Origin of the sequence: Roseovarius tolerans (assembly GCF_900109855.1) — a bacterium.
Classification (GTDB): domain Bacteria; phylum Pseudomonadota; class Alphaproteobacteria; order Rhodobacterales; family Rhodobacteraceae; genus Roseovarius; species Roseovarius tolerans.
The window spans coordinates 22,124-48,466 of record NZ_FOBO01000003.1 but is presented as its reverse complement, the minus strand read 5'-3'; the positions used below and the strand labels follow the sequence as shown (position 1 = coordinate 48,466).

Here is a 26,343-nt window from a genome sequence, read left to right as displayed (position 1 = left end):
GTATAAAATCACAAAAATACGAAGGAACACACGCATGTCCGAACCCGCCGTCGCGCCCGAAGAATACGGGGCCGATTCCATCAAGGTTCTCAAAGGGTTGGAGGCTGTCCGCAAACGCCCCGGAATGTATATCGGGGATACCGACGACGGCTCCGGTCTGCATCACATGGTCTACGAGGTCGTGGATAACGGCATCGACGAGGCACTCGCCGGTCACGCCGACGCGGTCAACGTCACGATCCACGCCGATTCGAGCGTCTCGGTCAGCGACAATGGCCGTGGCATCCCGGTGGACATGCATGAGGGCGAAGGCGTCTCGGCAGCCGAGGTCATTATGACCCAGCTGCATGCGGGCGGCAAATTCGACAGCAATTCCTACAAGGTCTCGGGCGGTCTGCATGGCGTCGGCGTGTCTGTCGTCAACGCGCTGTCGGAATGGCTCGAATTGCGGATCTGGCGCAACGGCAAGGAACACGTCGCCCGCTTTGAGGGCGGCTTTACCACCGAGCCGCTGCGCGTCGTGGGTGATGCCAACGGGCACAAGGGCACCGAGGTGCGCTTTCTCGCCTCGCTTGAGACCTTCTCGAACCTTGAATACAGCTTCGAGACGCTGGAAAAGCGCCTGCGCGAACTGGCCTTCCTCAATTCCGGCGTGCGCATCATCCTGCGTGACGAGCGTCCCGCCGAACACCTTGAATCAGAGCTGTTCTACGAAGGCGGGGTCAAGGAATTCGTCAAGTATCTCGACCGTCACAAGACCCCGGCCATGCCCGAGCCGATCTTTATCACCGGCGAGCGGGACGAGATCGGCATCGAGGTGGCGATGTGGTGGAACGACAGCTATCACGAGACGGTGCTGCCCTTCACCAACAACATCCCGCAGCGCGATGGCGGCACCCATATGGCGGGCTTTCGCGGCGCGCTGACCCGCACCATCAACGCCTATGCCCAGACCACCGGCATCGCCAAGAAGGAAAAGGTCAGCTTCACCGGCGACGACGCTCGCGAGGGGCTCACTTGCGTGCTCTCGGTCAAGGTGCCCGATCCGAAATTCTCCAGTCAGACCAAGGACAAGCTCGTCAGCTCCGAGGTGCGCCCGGCGGTCGAGGGGCTGATGAACGAAAAACTCGCCGAATGGTTCGAGGAAAACCCGCAGGTCGCCAAGGTCATCGTCTCCAAGATCATCGAGGCCGCCCACGCCCGCGAGGCCGCGCGCAAGGCCCGCGAACTCACCCGGCGCAAGAACCCGATGGATGTCAATTTCCTTGCTGGCAAGCTCAAGGATTGCTCAAGCAAGGACCCCTCCAAGACCGAACTGTTCCTCGTCGAGGGTGACAGCGCCGGCGGCTCTGCCCAGACCGGGCGCGACCGGGGCACGCAGGCGGTGCTGCCCCTGCGCGGCAAGATCCTAAACGTCGAGCGGGCGCGCTTTGATCGAATGCTTGGGTCACAGGAAATCGGCAACCTCGTGATGGCGCTTGGCACCGGCATTGGCCGCGACGAATTCGACATCTCGAAACTGCGGTACCACAAGATCGTCATCATGACCGATGCCGATGTCGACGGCGCGCATATCCGCACGCTGCTGCTCACTTTCTTCTACCGGCAGATGCCCGAGCTGATCGAGGGCGGATATCTCTATATCGCGCAGCCGCCGCTCTACAAAGTGATGCGCGGCAAGTCCGAAGTCTATCTCAAGGACCACCCCTCGCTCGAGGATTACCTGATCGACCAGGGCACCTCCGATGCCGCGCTGCGCCTCGGCTCGGGCGAGGAAATAGCCGGTCCCGATCTGGTGCGCGTGGTCGAAGAGGCGCGCCAGGCCAAGCGCAGCCTCGAGGCCTTCCCGACCCATTACCCCCGCCACATCCTCGAACAGGCGGCCATCGCCGAGGCATTCCTGCCCGGGCGCGTTGACAGTGACCTGCAAGGCGTCGCCGATACCATCGCCGCCCGGCTCGATATGATTTCCAACGAATACGAGCGCGGCTGGCAGGGCCGCCCGACGCAGGATCAGGGCCTCCGCCTGACCCGCGTGGTGCGCGGTGTCGAGGAAATGCGCACGCTTGACGGCCCGGTGCTGCGCGGTGGCGACGCCCGCCGCCTCGCCCAGCAGACCGAACAGCTGCGCGCCGTCTACCGCGAACGCGCGACATTGCTGCGCAAGGACCGCTCACAGCCCATCTTCGGCCCGCTCGACCTGCTCGACGCGATCCTGAAAGAGGGCGAAAAGGGCCTGACGCTGCAACGCTACAAGGGCCTGGGCGAAATGAACCCCAATCAGCTTTGGGAAACCACGCTCGACCCGGACGCGCGCACGCTTCTGCAGGTCAAGATCGACGACGTGGCCGAGGCCGATGATCTCTTTACCAAGCTAATGGGCGACGTGGTTGAGCCGCGCCGCGAGTTCATCCAAGCCAACGCCCTCAACGTCGAGAACCTCGACGCCTGATCGCATTGCAGGTGAGCCCATATTTCTTCGCGGCACGCATATTTGTTGCGCCGCGAGACGTCTTCTATCAGAAATTTCGACCGGTTTCTGGCACTTCGGTCAACCGGTGATGCGCTCAGCTTGGCGCAAGGCAAGGGCCTGGATCGTAAGCGATGGGCCTTCGCCTCCACCGGAAGATGGAAACACGCTTGCATCGGCTATCCAGAGATTCGGATGATCGTGGCTGCGACCAAAGCGATCCGTCACCGAGGTGGCACTGTCGGCACCCATGCGGGCAGTGCCAAAAACATGGGTCGCCGTGAATTCATCCCAAGACCCGAACTCTTCTACAATCATTTCAGTTCCGGTCTGGCGCAACAACTCGCGCGCATTGCTCGCCATGTTTTGCAATAACTTCAGGCTGTTTGAGCTCAAGACCGAATTGATTACGGGAAGGGGCAAGCCATCGCTGTCGTTTTCATTGTCGGACAAGGCGATGTAACTGCGCGCGTCGGGGATGACCGCGCCTGTTGCGCCGACTGTAATGGCAGAGCCGAAACTGGAGCGCAGTCGCGTTTTGAACGCCGCGCCAAAGCCGGAGAGAAGCCGCGATGCATAGGCGACCGGACCGGTCAGCCCTATCTCTTGAACAGCCGAGGTATAGCGACAGCCACCCAAGGCGCCGGGTGCGCCGTCCGGAGCGCTTTGCGACCATGCGATCGCATCGGCGGGAAGACCCATGTGGCTGTTGCGCAGTCCAGGCAGCAGCGCAGTGCTATGCCAGGACAGGGTTTCCATAAAATTGCGCCCGACCTGACCCGACCCGTTGGCAAGCCCGTCAGGCGTTTGCGTGCTATGCGAGGCAAGCAGGAGCCGAGGTGTCTGCACCGCTCCGCAGGCGAGGATCAACTGTGGGGTTTCCTGTCGTATGCGACGTTTCTCGTGGACATAATGCACTGCGGCAATCCGGCCGTCGCGCGCGGCCTCGATGTTTATTACCCGGGCCTCGGGTATCAGCTTGAGGCGTCCGGTCACCTCTGCGTGCCTTAGAAACGTGACATCGGTAGACCCCTTGTCGCCCAAGGGACAACCGCGGCTACATTGCCCGCAATAATTGCAGCCAGGCCGTCCATAAAATGGCTGTGACAGCGCCGCGCGGGCATTCGGCTCGAATGGCAGACCGATGCGCTGACCAGCCTCTGACAGACGTCGGGCGGCTGGACTGAGCGGGTGGGCCGATTGCGGATAGGGGGCAGAACGCCATCGCGCACCGTCAGCCTCTGGTCCGGCAACGCCGATCAGGTATTCGGCTGTCGTGTAGTAGGGCTCCAGCTCTTGATACTCCAATGGCCAGTCTGCCCCAATCCCGTGGTCGCGTGCGAGTTTGAAGCTCTTCGGATGCAGTCTGTGCGCCTCACCGACGTAGTGAAGCGTGGAGCCGCCGACGCCCATCACGTGCGAATAGCCTGACCGACTGGGCTGGCGACGGGCATTCAGGGGGCGCTTGCCCTGAACGGCGTTCCAGCTCTGTAGGTCCGCGTTTGCAGGATCGAGCCGCCCGAGATCGCCGTAGAGGATTCGCGCGCGACTGCCAGACTTGACCGGAAAGGTTCGGCGCTCCCATCCCGGCTCTGTTAAGGGATAGTCTTGCGACGGGTCAAAACGCGGACCTGCCTCGAGAAGAAGGACCTTCAGCCCGGCTGTTGTATGGGCCCATGCCGATGCGGCTCCGCCAGCCCCCGAGCCGACAATCACGACATCATATACCTCACCGCTCATTTCCACGGCGGAGGGTACCCCTCCGGCTGTGGGGCCGGGTTGAGTGAAAGCCCGGCATAAGTCTGCGGCTGGGCGTAGTATATTTCTACAGTCATCTGGCGCAGCAATTGAAAGAAGCGCCCCGGAACTTCGTTGTAATCTGCGCGCTCCATGTATCTGAGAACATCTTGACGCGTTTCAGAGGGCAACTCTGCAAAGCTACGTGCATCCAGTGTGTCGAGCCATGTCGTCCCAAGCGCGAATAGACGGTGCAGCGAGCTGCCCTTTGATGCAAGCAACATGAGCTCGTCGCTCACGCCAAGCTCCGTGGCCGACGGCGTCAGGTCATCCGCTGGCAAGAGAGTGTCGATCACGGCATCCAGGGTCTTGCGTTCGATTGTTGCAGTTTGTCCGACCGCCGGCGAAGACACCAGCGACACCAGGCAGCCAGATGCCAGTCGCAAAATCGCGTCTCTACGGCTTACGGCCAATGCGCTCTTCGAGAGAGGCGCAGATTGGTTGTCAGGCGCGCGTTTGCTGTTCATAGTTCGTTAAAGCCGCCTTGTGCCGTAGCAGACGAAATTCTGATGCAGCGGACCTCTATGCCGCGACCGGCTGATGAGCCGAGTCAGGTCATGTCGGAGGTGGCAATAGCGGAGCCGGAGCATCCGGTTTGTCGTAAAACTCGCCGTAGGAATGCGTCCCAATGTAGCCGCCAACAGTTCCGTCGAAGCCTAACGTCCCACCAAAGTTGTAGTAGTTTCCGATACCGCCCAGAATGCCGAACGGGGTGCCATCAAAGCCAAGGCCAAGCCCAGCCTCTGCGGCAATGTCATCGTCGCCGAGAATGCCAGTCAGGCGTACATTCGGAGCAACGTCACGACCGAGCAAATCGAAATGCACGGACAGGCGGCCGCCTTCCACGTCGCCATCTCTATCAACACTGCTGTGAACCACGCCAACAATGCCTTCGAGTGTGGCGCGGGAGCCAATACCTCAGTTCAGACCAACAAAGAGCGATGTATCGTCATTGCTGCCGGCAGAATTGACCGCCGGCGGCGGGAGAGGAGTTCCCGCGAAACCATGGCTAGCGAGAAGCGTACTACTAAGAAAGATAGTGAATAGCCGTATCATCTTCATATTAACCTCCGAATGACATAGCTAATTGTTAACATTTCAACTTTTCATGTCGAGTCTTGTCATCAATGTGGCGGACCCTCGCCTCGAACAGGGAAAGTTTCATGCATTAGATCAAGAACTTGAGCATGAACAGTGTGACGATACAGGGCAAGACCAGTGCCTGCGCTGAGGGATGGATTGGACCTGCACCTAATCATATCACGGAGCTACTCCCCAATTTTCAGACAGGTTCTGGCGTAGATTGGCCATGAAAGAGCAGCGAATGACCGCCCTTGCCGTGACTCCCCGGCAAAGGGACGGCATCTGCTCACGGCGCGGCGCGATATCGCCACTCCGACGGCCTGACGTGCGAATTTCTTGATTTCCGCACCTCCGGCTGGCACCCTTTCTTCAAATTCTTCGAAATCGCATTTGAATAAAGAGGTCCTCATGAAGCCCTGGCTCGGTGCGCAGGAAGTCTTGTATGAAAGCCTGCTCTGGCACCTGAAAGTCCCAAAGGACTACACGTCGCAAGTGTCGGCAAACAAACTCGTGTTTCCCGGCGAAAGCATGGTGAACATCGCCAATCCGCCCAGCACCTATAGCGCCGTCAGCCTTGAGGGCTATGCCGATGCCTGGATCACCGATATCGAATGCGCCACCAGCCTGCGGCCCAGGCTCTACGGCTTCGACTACGGGCGTGTCGCGGATATCTTTTATCAGGGCAACGACAAGGTTCTGCTAACCAGCAAGCCCCAGAACCAGCGCAGCGGCACAGGCAGCATCCCGTCCGAAAAGGCGATGATGAAGGATCTGATGCTGTCATGCTATGCCAAGGGCGGCGAAATCTGCCTCAGCTATCACATGCTCAACCCGTTTATCACGCCTGCCCAAAGCGCCCTTGATCCGCTGAAGTATCACACCGGCGAAACCGACACACATCTGGGTTCCGCGAACTTCCAATCAGAATTCACCTCTCAAAGCGCCACCGTCACCCGCGGCGGGCGCGAAATGGGTGCCTTCCTCGAAGATCTGCTGTCCCACCCCATGGCCGACGGCAAGGACATCTATGTCCGCCTGTTCCACGAACCCAATATCAGCTATTTCTGGTGGGGTGAGGCAGGCGGAAACACCGCCGCCCCCTACATGGACAATTTCATTGCCCTGTGGAACCTCATGGTCAATGCCATCCGCGCCGAGGTCGACCAAAGCCGACACCCGCGGATCAAGTTCGTGTTCTGCATCAACGGAAAACCAACCGATACCGAATTTAGTGATGATCTGGATCGCTACTTCCCCACAGGTAACGCCACCGCACCCACGGCAGCGTTTTCGAGTTTTCTGAACACCATCTCGGTGCTTGGGCTCGATCATTACGAGGATTGGGTAAAAGTCCCGGCAGACTCGAACCTGATCGCCGAATATCAGCATGTCATCGCTAAAGTGAACGCGGTAAACGCACAGTACGGCCTCAACTGGGAGCACGCCCTGACCGAAGTCAGCATCAGGACCGCCAACACGGGCAAGCTCTACGGTGCCTACAAGACCGATGCAGCCTGGCCCGAGAGCAACCGCTCCTTCTTCAAGGATATCGTTTTCGAGCTGGCCCGCACGAAATCACCGAAATGGGTGATGTTCTGGGTCAACAGGCTGGGAAATTCGGCGATTTCCGCGATCACGCCGTCAACATCGACCGGTGCCAGCCTGCGATACGGCCAGGCCAATGTCTTCACCAGCGCGAGCGGCGAAATGTATTACCCGATGCTGCCCGCCGAACCGTTCTACGTCGAGACCTTCAAACACGGCCATGTTGACGGCAACGGCGTGCAGCAAAAGACCTTCATGAAAATCGCCGCCACCAATCCGGACCTTCTCAACCAGATACCCGGTGCCATGACGGACGGCGACAGGAACGACCACGGCACGGCCTATCAGCATGCCGTCACGGATTTTTTCGATCTGGTGCCGGACCATATCAAGACGTGGAACGCCGGAGGCATCCTCGCCGTCGAGGCGTTTGAGGCAGGCGTCCTGTCGCGCCCCGACTTCGGGCAGCCCCCCCTGCCGCCGGACCCCAACGCTGCCGACATCATCTTCGACACGCTTTAATCGTCGCCCTCTACATAATCAAAGCGCAATCCTGGCCCGGCATGGCCGCGCCCGGCATCCTTGTGGCGACCCACCCAGAAATGATTGCTGTCCTCGCCCGCACCGCTGGCAAACTTGGCGATGCGCCGTACGCGCAACCCGGTGCGCGGCACTTCCTCTTCCATCAGGCGCACCGCCTCGGCCACCACGGTCGAGCGGTATTGCGGAGTGTCGCGGCTCGCCTCCGGGTCAGTCCGGCCCCGCCGCAGGAACACCTCGCCATCGGTCGGGGTCAGGTCGATCTGCACCGGCAGATACGGAATCCAGTTCCGGGGCACATCCGACATCAGGCGAAACCCAGCAGGTTCCGGCGCATCGCTGCTGTCTTGCGTTTCGGCCTCGCGCGCATCGCCGTTCATCACGGTCTCGCCGGTTTCGGTGGTATAGACATGCTCCCACGCCCAGACCAGATTGGCCTGCTCGTCCCGCACGAAGCGGACATCCTCCAGAACGTCATTGTAAAGCACGTCGATCGCGACATTGGGGGCATAGAGTTGCCGGCCCGAAATGCCACGCCCTGCATCGGGCAGCGGATCGACGGCAAACACCCTCCAGCCCTCCTCCTCCACCGGCTCCAGCTCGGTCATCACCCCGAAACTGTCGGTCACGCGCAGCGAAAGGATGTCCCGAACCGCGCCCGCAGGCATCGGCGCGGGGATCATGTACCAGTTGTTGATATCGGTATAAAAGAACTCCGGCAGCAGGGTGGAGAGGATATTGGGCTCTGCCTCGCGCGGGGCATCGAAATATGCCCCTGCCTCCTCCAGCCGCCACCAGCGTGGATCGGGTGCCCCGGGAAAGCTGATCTGCGTCGGCACATAGCTGCGCGGCGCATCCTCCTCCGCGCCGTCACCGTCGAATTCTTTTTCAAGGTCGAACTGATACCAATCAAGTTGAAACCCGGTGTAGTCGCTGGCCCGCAACCGATGCCCGGTGGTCTCCAATCCGAACGCGTATTCCAGCGCCTCACTGCGCCAGGCGGCGGCCTCGTCACGGCCCGCGCTCTCGGCCTCGGCCTCGATGAACGGCTCCAGCGGCTCCTTGGGGTCAAGCTCCAGCATCTCTTCCCCGCGCTGCAACCGAGCCACCGGAAAATGGCGGCTCTCCAGATCGACGCTTGCCAGCGCGCCGCCGTTTTCCGCCTCAAACTCACCGGTCTGCCATTGCCGCGCCAGAAACCACAACGGATCCTTGACGCGCGCCGACAGCGCCTCGGCAATGTTGACCGAGCGGTTCGAGCCATGCAGCTGCTGCTTCTTGTCTCCTGCCATCGGTCTACTCCTTCACCACGCCAAAGCCGCGCCGTTCGGCCACGGCCAGCGCATTGGCAGAGGTACCGAGACGCAGCAGATCGTCAAGCCCGTCAACCAGCCGGAACGCCAGCCCCCCGGTGCCCAGCGCCAGCCCGGTATTGCGCAGCCGGAATTGCGGAATGCGGGCGCGGTCCTGATCTCCGTCGGTCTTGTGGGCGATCACGTTGGCCCCCGGCAATGCCGCGCCCGGAAACGCCCGCTCATGGCTCGAAAGCGCACGGATTTTCATCCAGTTGATGGTCTCGAACACCAGCCGTGCGGCGCGAAGGCCGGTCCAGTTGCGCACCCCGTCATGCGGTGCCACCCCCAGCAGGATCGCATGCGGCGCCTCGCTTTGCGGACTGTCATAGTTGATGGCGATCCCCGCAGGCTGGGTCTGGCTCGGGCGTTGCAGGCTCCATTCATCGCAGACAATGCCACAGACCGGCATCTTTCTCTCCATCAAGGTGTCACCGCTCAGGAACATTCCGTGGTGGCGCACTTGCGGGGCCTCCTCGACCGGGCGCGGATCGGCCTGCAGGTCATCCGGATCAATCGTCGCCTCACGGCGCGACCTGAACCCGCTGCGTCCGGCAAGGGATGCCAATTGTGCCGCCCGCCCGGTATTGGGACGACGCGCGCCCCAGGGATCAAGCGCCTCGGACACCCCGGCCGCTGCATCCACGACAGGCTGCAACGCAGGCAGATTGCGCGGCACCGGCGGCAGGATGATCATCGCCTCGCCATCCAGCGCCTGCTGCAATGCCGCCACGCAGCCCTGCAAATCACCCTTGGCATCGGCCAGCGACGCGTGCCCCGTCGCCGCAGGATCGCGCAATGCCGCCGCCAGCCGCGCCTTCTGCGTCTCCATCCGCGCGGTCATGTCCCGCAACCGCCCGATCACGGCCTCTGGATCTTCGACCGCCTCTGCACTGGTGAAATGACGCAGGGCACCGGGCATGCCGTAATCCGCCAGCGGTTCCAGAAACCGGCCAAGCAGGACCGCGCGATGCTGCTCGACGCGCTCCATCGCCCGGTCGATCTCGGGCTGACCGACCCCGCTGTCGATCACCCGAAGGGCCTCCAGCACCTCGGTTTCAAACACCGAAATGGCGTTATTGGCGGCATCGAGCACCGCCTTCATCCGCGCATGTAAAAGCTTGATACGCTCTCGCAACGCCGAAATCCCGTAGGCGACCGCCATGATCGCCTCCGCCTCGGGCAACTCTCCGTTGCGGATATCAGCACTGGCATTCAGGTCCGCATGATCCAGACTGCGGCCGTTCTTGGCCGTCTTGCGGATCAGCTCGGCCCGCTGCAGCAACTCTTCGAGAGACGGCTGCCCGGCGCTCAGGTTCACGTCAAAGGCCAGCCCGTCGCCGGGTTGCACATCGCCCAATTGCGCCAGCAGGGCCGGCTGTTGCATCAGCTGCCGTGCGATGGCCGCCTTGGCCCTGACCTGCACTTCGCTGGCACCGCCGATCACCAGATCAATCGGTGCCATCCCCAGATCTTCGGCCAAACGCAGCGAGACCGTGGAGGTGGGCCCCGGCCCGCCCGCCGTGGACGCGGGCGCGCTCAGCGACATCTCGAGCCGCGCCTCGCCGAACCCGTCGAACACCTGCGCGGCAAAACCCGCCAGCCCCGGCTCGGCAATCTCGCGCGGGCGGGCCTTGGGTTCGGGCGCAACCTCGTCCAGCATCAGGCTCACCCGGTAGGACGACCCCTGCCCCAGCCGCTGCGTCTTGAGGAACAGCGGCTGCCCCGGCGGCGGATGGCCCGACAACACCTGCAACCAGGCATTGGCGGCATCCCCCTGCCCGAGGGCGCGGCGATGCACCGCCTCGGCCATCACGATATCCGCAAGCGCATCGAGATCATCCGCCAGCACCGCCTGCAACGCCTTGAGCGGGCCCTGCGTTTGCGGATCGTCGACAAAGGCAAGCCCGTTGAACACGCGGCGCGCGGTGATCCCGTCCTCGCGCTCGCCCTCCAGCGGATAGCGCGCGCGCAGCTGCAGGATCAGCGCATCATGCTTCATGTCATGCAGCCAGCGTTCCCCGCGCAGGCCCAGCCCTTCCTGCAGGTCGTGGCCCTTGCCGATCAGGTCCATCAGCCGCAGCGCCCGCCGGGTGCGCCCTGATCCGAGGTCGATGCTGAACGCGCCGCCGCCCCGGTGCCGCAGATAGGCCGAGCGCAACAGCGCCGCCGTTTGCGCCTGCGGCACCGACGGGGCCTGAATGTATCCGTCGCTCCCGCCGGTCGCACTTTCGGGGCGCAGCTTGCCGATAAACCCGTAATACCCCCCGGCCAGCCCGGTCTGCCCGGCCTGCCGGTCGGCCTTCAGCCGCGCATAGGCGAGCCCAGTGGCAAAGGCATCCACCCGGTGCTGGAACAGGTCGATCACCTCGCACAAGAGCACCTCCAGATGCGCGCGCCCCTGCGGACGCCGGGCAATGCTCTCCAGCTGGCGCAGCGCCGCCGCAAAATCCTGATTGAGCCGCGACACCTTCTCGATCACACGGCTGTCGATGGCCTCAAGGCCGATGCCACCCGGTCCCAGCCGACCCGCCGACCCGGCACTGAACCCTGACATCGTCTTGTCGATCACCTGCAACTGCCGCCGCAGCTTGAGGTCTGTGACCGTGTTCAGTTCCAGATCAAGAATATGCGGGCGTCCGCCACCCGGCCCTGAACCGCTGTCGGACGTCTCGAAAACATCCTTCAGAACCCATGACTTGATATTGCGCTCCAGCGTCAGCCGCGCCAGCCGATAGAGCAGCGGCCAGCGGCGATTGCGCAGGTCCGGGTCCGGCAAATCCGCCAACGGCGTCTCGCGCAGCGCCACCAGATAGCTGGACGCCCGGTATTTCGCCTGCCCGCCATCCACATAGGGGCAGCCAAGCCCCTTGATGTCATCCGCGTTCGCGCCCACGCCCGACACGTCGATGCGCTTGGACACCCGCGTCGTTGACAGGATATCGAACAGCGTGTCGGCGCTTTCCGGATCGCCGGGCTTGATCACCGGCACGCTGGCATCGGCCTGCGGCGGCAGAAAGGCCCGGTTGAATTGCGAATAGCGCGTCAGGAAATCATGCACCTTTTTCGTCGCGTCATCCTGACCCGGCGCATCGGGCTTGAATGCGCCGATCTCGGTCATCGGCAGCACGCCCATGGCATTGCGCCCGACCCGAATGGCAGGCAGCGCCCCGCGCGCAGCAATCGACGCCGCCATGATCTCGATGAACGCGTCCTCGGTGACACCGGGCACCTGGCTGACACCGTCAAGCGCACTGTCCAGCAAGGCCGGGCCGATCACCCGCAACATCGCCCTCGCATCCTCGAAGCCGGTATCATCCCCGTCGACCGCCTTGCGCAACTCCGCCTGCGGCAGGTCGAACGCCTCCGCCAACAGGTCTGCGGCATGGGTCTTGCCACTGCCATAGCCGCCCCCCTCCAGCGCGGTGGCGCGCGGGGTGAACCCGGCCAGATCCGCCTCGGGCCGGTTGAGATAGGACAGGCCATCGGGCGAATTGTTGGTCGCACTGTCCTGCGGAATGACCCCGAACGCGCCGGTTGCCACATGGCTGCGCAGCAACGCTTCGATCTCATCGCGCGCGCCACTGCCCGCAAGCCCGACAGCGATGATCCAGTCCGCCGCCCGTGCCCGCTTGATCGTCTCGGGATCGTCTATCCTGACGCCCATGCCGTGGTTGACGGCGGTTTCGAAATCCACCAGCCACCCACCCGGATCGGCCGCCTCGGGCGTGTAAGAGACCACGCTAGCGGCAGCCTTGGTATTGGCCGGAATCTTGCCACCCTCCGCCAGATACTCGACCGTGCCCTCGATCACCCCGTAAAGCGCCACCTTGCCCGGCAGCGCAGCGATGCGCCCGATCCGCGCCTGATAGTCCGCGTCCCCCGCCGCATCGCCCGCGCGCATCAGATGCACCGCGCGGCAAGCCCCCACTCCGCTGACGAAATGCTGCCACTGCGCGCTGACCTCGGCATCGGACATGTCCCACCAAGGCCTGCCGCCAATCGCCTCCTCGAAGGCGCGCTTCGCAGCGGCCTCGTCTTCGCTCATCGGGGCGATGCCCTCCTCGGCAAAGCCTTCATCGGGATACCACCGCACCCAAAGCTGCTCGGCCTGCTCGAATTTTCGCGTCTCGAACTTTGCCGACCGCTTTGCAAACCGGTCCAGCGTCGCGGCCTTTTTCGCCGCCGCCTCCTGCCGCTTGGCAAGCGATTTCAGGCCGCGCGCGGCCTCGAATGGCTTGATCGCCTCGCGGATATCCCCGGTATCCTTGATCTTGACCGGCACGTTGACCTTCATGAACCGGTATTCCAGCGCCAGCGGCAATAGCGCCAGCGGCACCGCGCGCCTCTTCAGAAAATCGGCGATCCGGTCCCGCACCTCCGGCGTCAGACCGATATCCGGCACCTCGATCCGGTCGGGCGCCCCCCTGATCCCGATACGCCGCCGGGTCGCGGCCCTGCGCCCGACACGAGGTGTCTTTGGCCGACGCCCCATTACAACACCCTCCTGAGCGGCAGCACACCGGCAACAGGCTTTTGCCAGAATGCCCGCGCCAGCGACGCCGATGTGCGCGACCCGCCAAGGTGATTGGGCGAAAGCGGCACAATCCTGCTCGCCGAGACGTCGATATACCCCGAGGCGCCCGGCACCAGATGCGACCATGACAGCTGATCCCAGCCGGTGATCTGTGACAGCGGCGGCGCGTCGGTCTGCACCTGCCGCGCCCGTCCTTCAAACGGCAGTTTCGGCCGGTAGGGGCGCGCCGTCAGGCTCTCCATCTTGAACCCATAGGTCATCATCGTCTCGTCCCGCCGCGCCTGCCGCACCGCGAGCGAGCCCACATCGAGCCCGAAGCGCAACCGCCCGGCGGGCTCGTAGATCACGAAGAAGACCCGGTCGCGCAACGCCGGGTCCAGCACCTCCTCGCGCGATATCTCGAACCCGTAATAACTGGTATCGCCGCCGATCTTGCCGATGAACGCAGGCGCAAGATCGCGCCCCGCGCCCGCAGTGAACCCGGCATCATCCCCGGCGATGTTGATCGCAAGGATGGGATCGCCCAGCTTGCGCACGATGTCGCCTCGGATCACCACGATCAGGTTTTCTTTCGCATTGCTGGCCGCGTCCGGCACGTTGCGGCCCAGCCGCGCGTCCCATTCGTGGATCGGGCCGATATCGTCGCCCGCCGGGTCGCCCTTCGGGTGGCCCCTGTCCCAGAACCGCCGAAAGATCGTGCCGCGCATGTCTGTGGGAAACTCGCGCCAGCGCAGTTCACGGTTCATCTCGTGGTTCATGCCCAGCAGGAACGCCTCGACAAAGGGCCGGTTTTCCTCGACCACCGCGACGCTGTTGTCGGGCAGCTTTTCGGCCCCGGCGAACAGCGCGGTTTCGCTGACCTGCCTCAGCATCGCGCTCATCGGATAGGCGATCTCGGGCGCGCGCCAGACCGGCTTGACTTGGGCACGCTCGGTCTCTTTCAGGCCGCGCACGCTGACCAGCGATTTGTAGACAGGCAGCCGCGCAAGGGTGCGCGCCAGCGGCGCAACCAGATCGTCGCTTGAATAGGTGCGCACCGTGACCGTCGGCACCTTGGCCGGTCTGATCCCGTCTATCCGCTTAAGGTCAAAGAGCGGGGCCAGACCCTCGACTATCTCCGGTGACAACCGCAAGGACGCGCGCCGATCCGTGATCCCCCGCTCCGCCGCGCGCGACATGTCGCCCAGCGCCGCGGGCATCGGCACCACATCCTGCGCGATGTCGGCACGCCGCGACACCGGCACGCTGCGCTTGGCCGCGACATGGCGCAGGCTGCGCGCCGCAGTGCTCAGCGGGACACCGTTTTGCGACAGTCGCTGCGCCACGGTCATGCCCTTAGACACTTCGACCGCGCCATGCAGCCCCTGCGACAAAGCCAGCGAAACATCGCTCGGCAAGGTCTCGAAATGCCGCGCCGTCAGTCGTTCGGCCATGCGCTTGGCCGCCTGCAACCGCGCCAGCCGTTCATTGGCCTCGACGATCTCTTCATACTGGGTCCAGGCCAGATGCGCGAACATCTCCTGATTGCGCTGCACCACCCGCGCGCCCAGCCCTGCCACCTGCCGGAACTTCAGGTCAAGGTTGATCTGATCGAACCACGCCCCCCGCCTGGCCCGCTGCTCGGAAATCTCGGTTTCCGGCTTGTAGCGAAAGCCATAGGGCGGAAACGCCACAAGCGGGTCCTCGTCCTCGTCGCCCACATGGGTCTCGCCGGTCATCACCTCGGTCAGCGTGCCGGTCATCGGTCCGATCAGACCCGCCGGGGTATCGAGGTCGGGGTGGCCGCTGCGCGGCACCTGCATCGCCGATTGCCGGGCAAAACCCGCCCCCGGAAACGTCTTGTCGTAATATCCCGGTGTCTCGGCAGAGACACCCACATCCCCGATCAGGTCCTCCAGATCGTCCAGATCCAGCGCCCTGAGCCGCCGCAGCAAAAGCTCGACATCCTCCTGCGCATCGGTGGTAAAGCGCCAGTCGAAATAGACCGGAAGATCGACCGGCCCGGCAGTCTGTGACCAGGCGAAGGCATCATGCGGCGTGGCCGCGCCGCCTTGGCCCAACCCCGCCAGCCGTCCGGCCTCATAGACCGGCACGAGAAACCCGAAATAGCTCGTCACCGGCTTGAGCTTGCGCAGACACATCAGCCGGGAAAAATTGGCGTCGGCATCGCTTTGCAAGACCGCTTCGGCGTTCTGTGCCGCCGTTCCCGTGGCATCATCCGGGATATTGGCCTGCACATGGGCGCTGGCCCATAGCTGCGCGGGATCCGGCAGCGATTGCGCCGCATCACCCACCTGAATCCGCCGCAGCGTCGAACGCCCGCCCTGCACAAAGGAAAACTCGCCCGCCTCCAGCACGATCAGCGCCAGCCACGGCATCTTGCGCGCGCCGCTCCCGGTATCGAGCGAAAACCGCCACGGAAAATCCGCATCGGCAAACTCCAGCAACGGAAAGTAATTCGGCTCGAAGCCGCGCAGGCCGGGGCGCGGCTCGATCCGCGAAATGGCGGCGCGGTCGATCGACTTGATATCCCCCGGCCCCCGCAGCGCGGATCTGACCGGCACGCGCGCGCCCTGTGTCGTCCCATCCTTCTCGATCGCGAACTCATAGCTCAGCGACAGCCGCGCCTCGCCCGCAGCGGGCGGCCGCGCCAGCGCCGACATGCCCGATTGCGCATGCGGCAGAAGGGTGAATTTCTCTGGCATCGCGTCCTCCCCTTCCTAGAGCCGCCCGGCGGCAAAGATGTAATCGGTCATCACCGGATTGACCTCGTGCAGCATGTCCACCGGCGGTTGGCCCAGCGGCTGCACCTGATGCGCGGCCTGCGCGAACGAGCCATTGGCCAGCCCCGCCGTCAGCAATTCGTCACGAATGCCAGCCCCGGCCAGATCCGGCGCAGGCGGCAGCGTGTCAAAGAACCGGCCCGCCTCTTCGAACGCGCTTTCGGACACGAAGATATCAGGCACCGGTGCCGGAGCCGGGGTGTCGGGCTGCACCAGCAGATCCATGCGCGTTGCCTGCGCCCGCAACTCCAGTTCCCGTGCGTTGAACCGGCGCAGCACGTCGCCCAGAACATCGGGCCGCTGCGGCGTGACCCGCGCGGCCAGCGGCGGCGCATCCGTCTGCACCGGGATTTCCACATATTCGTAGGCGTAATCGCTCTCGATAGCCGCCTCCGTGGCCCCGCTCAGCCCCGGTCCGGCAATCTCGACACCGGCCTTGTGATCCTCGAACACCGTTGCGCGCAGGCGTTCGGCATCGGACAGGTTGAAGAAATGGCCATGCACGAAACTCTGCTCGGCCGCCTGCGCCTGCACCGCCTGGCCATTGGCGTCGAACACCGCCAGATCCATCCTGGCCGAACCGCCAGCGATCTGGCCTTCGCCGACCTTCTCGATGGTGATATCCAGCGGCACCGCCGTCTGCACCAGCCGCGCCCCGCCCAACGGATCGATCAGGCTCTCGCTCTCGTCGGCCTGTACGAAACTGACCCCGCCGGTGCGGTTGACCGGTGCCACCGGCTCGAACCCGCGTGCCTTTTCCAGCGCCTGCCGCAACAGCGCCACCGGGTCTGCCGTCGGCACAGGCAGGCTCTGCTGCGATCCCCAGCGATGGGTGATGCCGAACTTGATATCCTTGCGCAGGATCGTCGCCCAGACATTGCCAGAGATGTAAAAGGTATTCGGCCCCTTTAGCCGCAGATCAAAGCCAAGACTCAGCGCCACATTGCCATTGCGCAACAGGCTCAGCCCACCGCCCAGCGCCACATCAAACTGGAACGGATCGAAATAGACCAGCGCATCGAGATAGACATATCCCTCCGCCGCCAATTGCCCGATGATCCAAAGGTCAGGGCCCCTCGCATAAAGATCGGCCCGCGCCCCGAACTGCAGCGAGTTCGAAGTGATCGCGGTATAGCCCGAAATCGTGACGCGCGGGTTGTCGCTGCCAAAGGCGAGCGTGATCGCCCGCAGGTCCGGCAGGTTCGACGGCTTCGGGAAGGACGGGTGCAGCCCCCCGAAGGACGCCACATGCTCCAGCCGCGGCGCCCAGCCGGTGCGCACCGCCGCATCCCCCGAGATCGTGTAGGTCAGGATCCGCGAATTCAGCAGCGTCGCGTCAAAGCTGATCGTGCGGGCACTGAAATCAATCTCGCCAAAGAAGGTGATGCTGATTTCGACAATCGCCGCCTCCTTGGTCGGCAGTGCCATGCCCAGCCCGCCCAGGATGATGATGCGCACCTCCGCGCCAACCTCGAGGATCACCCCCAGCTTGATCTCGACCAGCGCCGGCTGACCCCAGCCGATCCGGACCACCGGCCCGATGATATGCTGCCCGCTTTGCGGCGGCATCACATTGGCCATATCCTCCAGAATGCGGGCCGCGTTCTCGATCGGGTCCGCTGGAAAGATCAGGTTATCCAGCCGCCCCTCATACAGCACGCTGCGCAATTCTTCGCTGTTGATGGTGCGGTTGACCCCGATGAACCCACCAACCCCGGTCAGGAAAAAGCCGAAGGCCAGCGGCACGTTGAATTCACCAAAGATCGACGCGGCAAAGCTGAACTTGCCCGGCTCGTCGGGCAACTCGGTGTTGAGGATCGCAAAGGCAGAAAACCCGAAGGTCTGGAATTTCAGCGCCAGCGCACCGCGATATTCGCTCTCGTCGATCGACAGGAACCCACCGCCGCTCACCACGTCGCTTTGCAAGGCGAGGGCATAGCCCGAGGGCGGCACAAACCCGAACTCCACATCGTGACGGCCAAAGATCCCGTCGGCCTGTGGTGCCTCAACCAGCGCTGCAGACACCCCGATATCCTCGGCATAGGCAAACAGCGGTCCGATGGTCAGATCGCCCGTGGTGGTCAGCTTCAGCGTCATCGGTTCGTCAAAATCGAGTTCGACGCCGAACTCATAAATATTGACCGGCCCAAGGCTCAGTTGCACCGGGATCACGATCCCCAGATTCGAGCCGCCTTCGAAATACACCCCCTTGCCCGGTCGCCAGCCCAGCGCCAGATCACCGGCATTGATCTCCAGCGGTCCACTCAGCACCGCATTGAGCAGCCCGTCATCGCCGGGGTCGATCACCATGGTCAGCTGCGTGACCCCACCCGCGACATAGCCATCGAACGCCTGTGCCGACGACACCGACCCGCCCGCCTTCACGCTCACTCCGTCGATCTGCACCCGGGTGCCGTCGGCCTCTCCAATCAGCACGATTTTTTGCGCGCCCTGCGGCGGCGAGAGCGTCATCTCGGCCCCGAACTCGCCGTTGAAAGCCGCCGCACCAACCCCCAGATCGGCCCGCAACCCCGAGGGCCGCATCGACAGCACCGCACCGCCCAGCGCACCGACATTGCCGTCAATCGACAGCTCACCCTGCCCGCCGAACAGGCTTGTCGTCTGGCTCAAGCTGCCTTTCGAGTAGGGCCCGAGCGCCATGCCCCGATCCGCCGGCGGATGCCCCGCGCCCGCGCCCGACACCGGGAACAGCGCCGCGCCGAACTCGGCCACGCCGCCATTGTCAGCCGCCGCCGCAATCGGGGCCACGATCATGGTGCGGCCATCGCCGTCATCCGCCGCACGTGGAAGAAACCACTGCACCTGAACGTCGCTCATCCGCTCCATCCGGGTCAGAGAGGTGATCGTCTCCAGCACCGCCGCCAGCCGGAACAGCGCGGCATCGCTGTCGAAATCATCCCCCCAGCCATAGACCTCCCGACCCCAGCCTTGCGGATCACGAAACAACTGCCCCAGCCGCGCCCAGTTCAGCAGGTAATAGTCATACGCCGCACCACGCCAGCGCGGGTCGGTATCGTCGCGCACGGAAACGGTCTGATGAATGCCCAGAAACTGCAGGATACGCAGCGCCGTATCCGCCCGGCCACGCAGATATTGCGTCAGCAGATCGGCCAGCACATCCCCCGGCAACCGGCCAAGGTTCTCGGTCTTGTTGGGCAGGCCCGCCAGATCCTGCAAACTTGAGAACGCATCGCCGAACTCATCCAGCCCGGTAAAGCTGTCGCGCGCCAGAGCAATGACCGCGTCAACGTCGATACTCTCGACACCGCCCTGCGCGATATCGCCATCGACCTGCGCGATCAGATCAGCGGTCGATCCAGCCAGCGGGGCAAGGCTCTGCACCGATCCACTCAAGGCCGAGACATCGACATCGTATCCGAATTTCAGCAGATACTGCGCAAGCGCCTCTTCGGTCTCTACAGCAGCATTGAGCGGCGCAATGAACCGCGCCATTTCCGACAAGACTGATTTCACAAAATCAGGCACGGGCTCCAACCAGTCAGCAACAAAGCGGCTGTTTTCAAAGGGCTTCAAAATAGCATTGAAGATCAGCCTAAGCGGCAGCCGCAAGACCTGTCCAGAAAAATCCCGACATCCCTTAGGTTGAGCAGATTTCCGGCGAAATGACGCCCATGCGCCTCCCTGTGAGACAACCTATCGGAATCGCCGCGTGATGCACTATATTGCGCAACAGACATGCCACGTACGTCTCAAACCCAAGAAAGGACGCGACATGCCGACCAGTTTCTTCACCCGCCGCGCCTTTGTCGCCGCCGGATGTGCCATCGCCGGGGGCGCGGCCTCCGGCCTGATCGTGCCCGCCCGCGCGGCGGGGCTCGACCCCACCCGCACCATGCGCGGCGGCGCCAACAACTACCTCCCCGATGCACCCATCGTTGACCGGATCGGCGGCGGCGGCTTCTGGATGACCGGCACCGTACGCCGCGCCGGTGACGGCGCGCCGCTGCCCGGTCAGCGCATCCAGATCTGGGCCCACACCACCGAAGGCCACGAACGCGATCCGCACAGCCACGGCGCGACGCTCACCGATGAGAACGGCCAATTCCGGCTCGAAATGCCCCAGATCGTGCCCGCCTTCGGCCAGCCGCACGGCCATCTCGCCTATGACAGTGGCGACTTCGAGACGGTGTTCCTCCGCCCCGTGATGCCAAGCGCGAGCGACACCAGCCTCGAGGCGCATTTCGTCCTGCAACCCGCCTGATCCGGCGGATTGCAAGGCATGCCGCATATCCGGACCCTGCTGATCTGGGGCGCACTTCTGCTGGCCACCGCGATCCCGCTCATCGCCGCCGGTCAGAGCCCGCTTCTGGCATGGCGCAGCCCGGTCTATATCGCGGCCGGGTTCGCCGGGGTCGTGGGCCTTGTTCTCATCCTGCTCCAGCCGCTGCTGATCGGCGGCTACCTTCCCGGCCTCTCGCAAACCCGGCGACGCCGCCTGCATCGCATCGTCGGCACGCTTCTCCTGATCATGGTGATCGCCCATGTCGCGGGCCTCTGGATCACCAGCCCGCCCGATGTCGTCGATGCCCTGACATTCACCTCGCCCACCCCGTTCTCCGCCTGGGGCGTGATCGCCATGTGGATGGTGTTCCTCGCCGCACTCCTGGGCCTCGTCCGCCGCCGCTGGCCCTGGCGCCTGCGCAGCTGGCGGCTCGCCCACACGGCCACCGTGGTGGTAATCGTGACCGGCACCGTTGTGCATGCGATGCTGATTCAGGGCACGATGGGGACAGTCTCCAAGACCATGCTGTGCCTGCTTGCGCTGATCGCACTCGCCAAGGTCATCTTCGACCGACGCGTCTGGCGTTCCGGCCTGCGCCTGGGCGGCTGAACCGCGCGCTCAGCCCGCGATACGCGGCCGCCCGCTCGCTTCGACCACGATCTCGGCCTCCAGAAACACCCGCCGCGCCTCGGCCTGTGCCTCTTTCACCTCGCGCCGCGCGGTGACGTGAATATCCACCGCCCCCGCTGCCTCGGCCTCCGCCCGCGCCTCGGCGCTCAGCGCCGCCTCCAACGCATTCATCGCCGTATCAGAGCCTGCATAATCCTCCGGCCCACTCTCCAGATGCACACGGTATTTGCCCTCGGATGGCGAGGTCACTGTGCCGCTCCGCCGGATCGTCACCCGCCCGACAACGGCCCCGATGGCATTGGCCACCCCGGCATGCTCCGGCAGGATCATCTGACAGTCCAGCCGTTCCCCCACCGCCGGGTAGTAACATCCGGCAGAGGCCCCCAGCCCCACCACCGGCACGCCGAGCCCGGCACTCAGCCGCACCAGCCCGTGATGCCGGTCGAGCCCCTTCTGCATCAGAACATGCGCCGCCAGGGCCTCGGGCGGCAGGCCAAACTCCACGTCATCTTCGGCAAAAGCAGTCTCTAACAAGGCCAAACTCGTCTGATGCATCAACCGATCCACGATCATCCGCGCCAGTTGCTCCGCCCCCTGCGCCAGCCGGTTGCCCGATCCCGTCCGCTTGCGCGCCACCACCTCCAGCGCCATCCGCGCGGCCTCGGCATCCCAGCCAGCCTGCTGCCCCAGAACATGGCTCGCATCCGACGGCGTGACGCCCGCCACCTGCACCAGCCCCCGCCGCACCAGCCGCGCCAGCGCCGCATTGTCCATCCGCGACCGCAGCACCTTGCCCACTGGCATGATATCGTCTCTGATACGGCCCAAAAGCGTGGTTTCGCGCTCGCCCAGCCCTCCGGCCTCGATCCCCGGCACCGCCCGCACAAACCGCGCGTCATGCTCCCCCGGCGCACTTGCGCGCAGCTGATCCTCCAGCGCGGCATGCACCGCCGCGCCCGCCTCCAGCGCCATCAGGCTCACCGGCACCACCCGGCGCGGGCCAAGGGTCACGCCACCCGTAAGCCCGGCATCCTGCACATGCACCTCGCTGTCGCCGCCCAGACCAAAGGTGCGCATCGCCACCGCCTCGACCATCGTGCGCCACGGCCCTACCCGTGCGCCTTGCGGATCAATCGCGGGCCGCCCGCCGGTCAGCACCGCCACATCGGTCGTCGTGCCGCCGATATCCGACACCAGCGCATGATCCGCCCCGGTCATCCAGCGCGCGCCCACAATACTCGCCGCAGGCCCGCTCAGGATCGTCTCGATGGGCCGTTCCCGCGCCTGATCGGCACTAATCAAGGCCCCGTCGCCGCGCACCACCATCAAGGGTGCAGTGACACCCAGATCGCGCAGCTTGCCCTCCGCCCGGTCGATCAGCCGCGCGATCATCGCGATCAGCCGCGCATTGAGCAGCGCCGTCAGCGCCCGCTTCGGCCCATTGAGCTTGGCCGACAGGTGATGCGACAGGCTCACCGGCTTGCCCGTGACCTCGCGGATCATCTCCGCCGCCGCCAGCTCATGCGCAGGATTGCGAGTCGCAAAAAGCGACGCCACCGCATAGGCCGACGCGCCTGTATCAGTCTCTAACCATGCCAAAAGCGCCTCTCGATCCAGCGCTTCTGCCTCACTCCCGGCATGGCTGTGCCCGCCCGAAATCACCAGCGCAGGATCGCCACCCAGCGCCTCGGCCAGCCCATGCGCCTGCAAATCCGCCGCGCGAAACCCGATATAGACCAGCCCCGCGCGCCCGCCCTGCCCCTCGACCAGCGCATTCGTCGCCAGCGTCGTCGACAGCGACGCCAGCCCGATCTCGGCCACATCCACACCGCTCGCAGCCAGCACCGCCTCGACCGCCGCGCCGATCCCCACCGCCAGATCATGCCGCGTGGTCAGCGCCTTGGCGCTCGCCACCACCTCGCGCTCATCCCGAATGAGCACGGCATCCGTATAGGTGCCACCCGTATCCACGCCCAGAGCCAATGCCATGCGTCCGCACTCCCGTTCCGCCTTGCCAGCGGTGTACCGGGTTTCCCGCGCTATTCCAGCCCGTTTGCGTCACGATCCAGTCGCTTGACCGCCCAACGCGCCGCATCCGCCACCGCCTCGTCGGGATCCTCGCAATGCCCCTGCGCCACCGCACACAGGGACGCATCCCCCGAATTGCCGATCGCATAAAGCACATTGCGCAAAAACCGGTCGCGCCCGATCCGCTTGATCGGACTGCCGGAAAACCGCGCCCGAAACCCGGCATCGTCCAACGCCGCCAACTCCGCCAACTCCGGTGCCACCAGATCGTCGCGCGCATGATACTTCACCTCGCGCGCCTCCACCGCGAACTTGTTCCACGGGCAGACCGCCAGGCAATCGTCACAGCCATAGATCCGGTTGCCCAACAAGGGCCGCAACGCCTCATCGACCGGCCCCTTATGCTCGATCGTCAGATAGGAAATGCAGCGCCGCGCATCCAGTTGGTAGGGTGCCGGAAAGGCATTCGTCGGACAGATATCGAGACAGGCCCGACACGACCCGCAATGATCGATTTCCGCCGGATCAGTCTCTAAATTCAGCGTCGTGAACACCGATCCGATAAAGAACCAACTGCCCAGATCGCGGCTTACCAGATTGGTATGCTTGCCCTGCCAGCCAAGCCCCGCCGCCTCGCCCAACGGCTTCTCGGGCACAGGGGCCGTATCGACAAACACCTTCACTTCGCCACCCGCCTCACTGATCAGCCACCGCGCCAGCCGCTTCAGCCGCTTCTTGACCGTATCGTGATAATCGCGCCCGCGCGCATAGACCGAGACATTGCCCCGATCCCGCTGCGCCAGCCCCGCCAGCGGGTCTTCTTCGGGCGTATAGCTTTCACCCAGCACGATCACCGTGCGCGCCTCGGGCCAGAGCACCTCCGGCGCCCCGCGCCAATGCGCGCGCTCCTCGAGCCAGCCCATCTGCCCGTGATAGCCCTTCTGCAGAAACGCCGCCAGCCGCTCCGGCACGTGGCCCACATCCCACGGACGACACAGCCGGCAGGCATCGAACCCCTCGGCCCGCGCCTGTGCAACCAGTCTCTGTTTCAGCCCATTCTTCATCTTTCCGGCAAATACTCCGGGGTGAATTGGCCGAAGGCCAAGAGGGGCGGCGCCCCTGAACTAGAAATCCAGATCGGCATAATGCGCCGGCGGCGGAAACCCCGAAACCTGATCCGCCAGAATCCCCCGAAACGCCGGGCGCGACTTGATCTTGGCATACCAGTCCTTGACCGCCTCAGAGCGATGCCAGTCCACATCCGAGATATAATCCAGCGCCGACAGATGCGCGGCGGCGGCGAAATCCGCCAGCGTCATCACATCTCCGGCCAGCCAGCGCCTGTGATCCAGCAGCCACGCCATGTAATCGAGGTGATACTTGATGGCCCGCGCCCCGTCCTTGACGTTGCGACTGTCGGGAAAACCCTGTTTCATCACCTTCTTGTTGACCCGCTCATAGAGCAGCTTTGAGGTCACCTCGTGATGAAACTTGTCATCGAACCACGCCACCAGCCGCCGCACCTCGTAGCGCGATTCGGCGCTTTTCGGCATCAGCGCCGGTTCGGGATATTTCTCTTCTAGATATTCGCAGATCGCCGCGCTTTCGGCCATGGTCTTGCCGTCGATCTTCAGCACCGGCACCTTGCCCGCCGGATTGCGCCGCAGGAAATCTGGGTCCTGTTCCCAATAGCGTTCCTCGGCCAGTTCGCATTCGATCTTCTTCTCCGCAAGGCTCAGCCGCACCTTGCGGCAAAACGGTGAGAGCGGGACGTGATAGAGCTTGGCCATCGTCAGACTACCTTGGAAAACGGGAACCGCCCCTCAATGCCCCCTTTGGACCGGATTTTCAATCCTCGAAACAGGCCGCGCGCCCGTCCCGGTCAATCGTCGCCGCACCGTCCATGATGCTGGCCGCCCGCTTGCGCAGCCCCGGGCCGGGCGATTTGGCCGAGCGGTCCTTGGGGTCGGGCAGCACGGCGGCCAGGCGTGCCGCCTGCACCGCGCTCAGATCGGCGGCGCTGACGCCAAAGTAATGCCGCGCCGCCGCCTCGACGCCGAACACGCCCGCGTCAAACTCGGCCACGTTCAGATAAACCTCGACGATCCGCCGCTTCGGCCACAGCGTCTCGACCACCGGGGTCAGCACCGCCTCCAGCGCCTTGCGCGCCCAGTTGCGCCCGTGCCAGAGATAGACATTCTTCACCACTTGCTGGCTCAGCGTCGAGGCGCCGCGCCCCGACCCTTCGGCAATCGCGGTGCGAATGGCCCCCATGTCAAAGCCCCAGTGCTGGCAGAAATTGGCATCCTCCGCCGCCACCAGCGAGCGTGCCATCACCGGCGCGATCCGCGCCATCGGCACCCACTCATGGCCGATCTCCCCCAACCGCCGCTCTTCCTGTCCCATGAAGTAAGTGCGCGGCGGCTCGAGCACCCGATGCGCCGCGATTACCCCGGTCACGATCAGCGCCGAGAGCAGCACGTAATACATCAGCCACCGCCGCAGCCAGCGCAGCGGTCGGATGCGATCCTTTCGCGTTGATCGGGATGATGTGCGCGCCCGTGCCATGGCCTAGCTATAGCCGCCCGATGCGCGCGGCAAAACAGCTTTGGCACGCTCAGGCCCGTTTTCTTGAAAAGAAAACGAACCGGACCCTTTGAAAGGATCCGGCCCTAATCAGACCCTATTCCGCCTGAACAGCTTCCGGGCGCGTGCCCATTTGATCTTCATCACTCCGTTTTACCGGTCTCAATCAAACCCCGGAGCCGGTCCTCATGTGCCCCCTCAAGCGGCGACTGGATCAAATGACCCTTTTGGGGAAAGGCGGCAATCTCCTCCAGCAGAGCATCTTTATCCATGTCGCGCACCAGCAGGCAGAGGGCCGATCCTCCCTTTGGCAATTTCTCGGCGATCTCTTTCAGGAATGCGCTGTCCACGCCGGGATCGCGAAACTGTCCCACCACCGCGCCCGTCGCGGCCCCGGCCACAGCGCCGGCAACAGGCACAAGAAAGGCTGCCCCGAGGACCAGACCCCAGATCGTGCCGCCGACCACCTGCATCGCGGGCACATTGGCAGGCCCGTTAAGCTCTACCGCGCCGGTCTCGTCACGGGTCGCCACCTTTATGTCTTGCGTCTCCAGCTTTTGCAGGCGGCGCAATCCACGCAGATGCGCGTCAAGCTCGAAGGCCCCGTCGGATGTCTCGAAGGCAATGATCAGCAGGTCAGACACGGGATCGTTCTCCTCTCGGCTAGGCGCGGCACGATAAGACGGGGCGGATCAGCCCCGGCACGTGCCCGCCTCGCCAAGAGTAAC

16 protein-coding genes are annotated in these 26,343 nt (G+C 64.1%); 4 read left to right on the top strand and 12 right to left on the bottom strand.

Annotation, left to right across the window (positions count from 1 at the left end; translation table 11 throughout):
* Positions 1-34: 34 nt before the first annotated feature.
* Complete coding sequence (gene gyrB / locus BMX04_RS03380; RefSeq protein WP_074785011.1) at positions 35-2,452, top strand: DNA topoisomerase (ATP-hydrolyzing) subunit B; 2,418 nt, start codon at positions 35-37, stop codon at positions 2,450-2,452.
* A 99-nt stretch (positions 2,453-2,551) separates the two neighbouring features.
* On the opposite strand, the gene BMX04_RS03375 is transcribed toward gyrB, so the two are convergent.
* From BMX04_RS03375 to BMX04_RS03365, 3 genes are all read right to left on the bottom strand, one after another.
* Complete coding sequence (locus BMX04_RS03375; protein WP_074785010.1) at positions 2,552-4,210, bottom strand: GMC family oxidoreductase; 1,659 nt, start codon at positions 4,208-4,210, stop codon at positions 2,552-2,554.
* Positions 4,207-4,734 (bottom strand): gluconate 2-dehydrogenase subunit 3 family protein, encoded by a 528-nt coding sequence (locus BMX04_RS03370; RefSeq protein WP_074785009.1) that lies wholly within the window; start codon positions 4,732-4,734, stop codon positions 4,207-4,209. Before BMX04_RS03370 ends, BMX04_RS03375 begins: the two co-directional genes overlap by 4 nt.
* Positions 4,735-4,822: 88 nt before the next feature.
* On the bottom strand, positions 4,823-5,146 hold the full coding sequence (locus BMX04_RS03365; RefSeq protein WP_074785008.1) for a hypothetical protein: 324 nt from the start codon (positions 5,144-5,146) through the stop codon (positions 4,823-4,825).
* Positions 5,147-5,686: 540 nt separating this feature from the next.
* On the opposite strand from BMX04_RS03365, the gene BMX04_RS03360 reads away from it, so the two are divergent.
* Positions 5,687-7,417, top strand: a complete 1,731-nt coding sequence (locus tag BMX04_RS03360; protein WP_139194487.1) for a glycoside hydrolase family 26 protein — start codon at positions 5,687-5,689, stop codon at positions 7,415-7,417.
* On the opposite strand, the gene BMX04_RS03355 is transcribed toward BMX04_RS03360, so the two are convergent.
* From BMX04_RS03355 to BMX04_RS03340, 4 genes are read right to left on the bottom strand one after another with little or no spacing between them, the layout of a single operon-like run.
* Positions 7,414-8,727, bottom strand: a complete 1,314-nt coding sequence (locus BMX04_RS03355) for a hypothetical protein (RefSeq protein WP_074785006.1) — start codon at positions 8,725-8,727, stop codon at positions 7,414-7,416. The genes BMX04_RS03360 and BMX04_RS03355 overlap by 4 nt on opposite strands.
* 4 nt (positions 8,728-8,731) lie before the next feature.
* Entirely contained in the window at positions 8,732-13,282 is a 4,551-nt protein-coding gene (locus tag BMX04_RS03350) for a hypothetical protein (protein WP_074785005.1), read from the bottom strand.
* Positions 13,282-16,029 carry a hypothetical protein gene (locus BMX04_RS03345; RefSeq protein WP_074785004.1) on the bottom strand — a complete coding sequence of 916 codons (2,748 nt, stop codon included), beginning with the start codon at positions 16,027-16,029 and terminating at the stop codon, positions 13,282-13,284. Before BMX04_RS03345 ends, BMX04_RS03350 begins: the two co-directional genes overlap by 1 nt.
* A gap of 15 nt (positions 16,030-16,044) precedes the next feature.
* Positions 16,045-19,602 (bottom strand): DUF6603 domain-containing protein, encoded by a 3,558-nt coding sequence (locus BMX04_RS03340; RefSeq protein ID WP_175477319.1) that lies wholly within the window; start codon positions 19,600-19,602, stop codon positions 16,045-16,047.
* Between the two features lie 259 nt (positions 19,603-19,861).
* Here BMX04_RS03340 and BMX04_RS03335 point away from each other — a divergent pair, with 259 nt between their 5' ends.
* Positions 19,862-20,350, top strand: a complete 489-nt coding sequence (locus BMX04_RS03335) for a peptidase associated/transthyretin-like domain-containing protein (protein WP_074785002.1) — start codon at positions 19,862-19,864, stop codon at positions 20,348-20,350.
* Between the two features lie 18 nt (positions 20,351-20,368).
* Positions 20,369-20,980 carry a ferric reductase-like transmembrane domain-containing protein gene (locus tag BMX04_RS03330; protein WP_074785001.1) on the top strand — a complete coding sequence of 204 codons (612 nt, stop codon included), beginning with the start codon at positions 20,369-20,371 and terminating at the stop codon, positions 20,978-20,980.
* A 9-nt stretch (positions 20,981-20,989) separates the two neighbouring features.
* Here BMX04_RS03330 and BMX04_RS03325 read toward each other — a convergent pair whose 3' ends face one another.
* The 5 genes from BMX04_RS03325 to BMX04_RS03305 all read right to left on the bottom strand — a co-directional run bounded on the left by BMX04_RS03325 (position 20,990) and on the right by BMX04_RS03305 (position 26,259).
* Entirely contained in the window at positions 20,990-22,990 is a 2,001-nt protein-coding gene (locus tag BMX04_RS03325) for a hydantoinase/oxoprolinase N-terminal domain-containing protein (RefSeq protein ID WP_074785000.1), read from the bottom strand.
* 50 nt (positions 22,991-23,040) lie between these two features.
* Entirely contained in the window at positions 23,041-24,093 is a 1,053-nt protein-coding gene (queG, locus tag BMX04_RS03320) for a tRNA epoxyqueuosine(34) reductase QueG (protein WP_074784999.1), read from the bottom strand.
* Between the two features lie 60 nt (positions 24,094-24,153).
* Positions 24,154-24,819, bottom strand: a complete 666-nt coding sequence (gene fzlA, locus BMX04_RS03315; protein ID WP_074784998.1) for an FtsZ-binding protein FzlA — start codon at positions 24,817-24,819, stop codon at positions 24,154-24,156.
* A gap of 58 nt (positions 24,820-24,877) precedes the next feature.
* Positions 24,878-25,597: a monofunctional biosynthetic peptidoglycan transglycosylase gene (gene mtgA, locus BMX04_RS03310; protein WP_074784997.1), complete on the bottom strand. Its 720-nt coding sequence runs from the start codon at positions 25,595-25,597 to the stop codon at positions 24,878-24,880.
* Positions 25,598-25,758: 161 nt separating this feature from the next.
* Entirely contained in the window at positions 25,759-26,259 is a 501-nt protein-coding gene (locus BMX04_RS03305; protein WP_074784996.1) for a DUF1269 domain-containing protein, read from the bottom strand.
* Positions 26,260-26,343: the final 84 nt, after the last annotated feature.